1 protein-coding gene is annotated in these 633 nt (G+C 62.1%); it reads right to left on the bottom strand.

Annotated features, from left to right (window positions below; all coding sequences use genetic code 11):
• Positions 1-630 (bottom strand): superoxide dismutase, encoded by a 630-nt coding sequence (locus tag MOQ72_RS44200; protein WP_242192047.1) that lies wholly within the window; start codon positions 628-630, stop codon positions 1-3.
• Positions 631-633: the final 3 nt, after the last annotated feature.

Raw genomic sequence — 633 nt, 5'->3', positions numbered from 1 at the left:
TCAGGCGGTGGGCAGCCGCAGGCCGTTGTAGCCCGCGCGGGCATCAGCGAAGCGCTTGCCGACCTCGTCCCAGTCGACCACGTTCCACAACTGCTTGACGTAATCCGCCTTCACATTGCGGTACTGCAGGTAATAAGCGTGCTCCCAGATGTCGAACACCAGCAGCGGCGTCGTCGCGATCGACAGGTTCGAGTGGTGATCCCGCAACTGCTGCGTGATCAACCGCCGACCCACCGGATCCCACGCCAACACACCCCACCCATTGCCCTGGATCGTCGTCGACACCGCCTCCAGCTGCGCCCGAAACGCATCGAAAGACCCGAAATCCTCATCAATGGCCGCCGCCAACTCACCCGTGGGCCTGTCCCCACCATGCGGCGAGAGGATCTTCCACCACACCAAGTGCAGCGAATGCCCCGCCAAGTTGAACGCCAACGTGGTCTCCAACCCCACGATCGACGAGAAATCACCCTTCTCCCGCGCCTCGGCGATCTTCTCCACCGTGTCGTTGGCACCCTTGACATACGCCGCGTGATGCTTGCCGTGGTGCAACTCGTTGATCTCACCAGCAATCGCCGGTTCCAACGCCGCGTAGTCGTAATCCAACTCCGGCAAAACGTACCGCGCCATCGT

Origin of the sequence: Saccharopolyspora soli (assembly GCF_022678645.1) — a bacterium.
GTDB lineage: Bacteria > Actinomycetota > Actinomycetes > Mycobacteriales > Pseudonocardiaceae > Saccharopolyspora > Saccharopolyspora soli.
This window is presented reverse-complemented; position numbering and strand designations above follow the sequence as displayed.

Excerpts from the sequence above, each read along its gene's own strand:
- MOQ72_RS44200 (WP_242192047.1), bottom strand. The coding sequence starts at position 630 with ATGGCGCGGTACGTTTTGCCGGAGTTGGATTACGACTACGCGGCGTTG.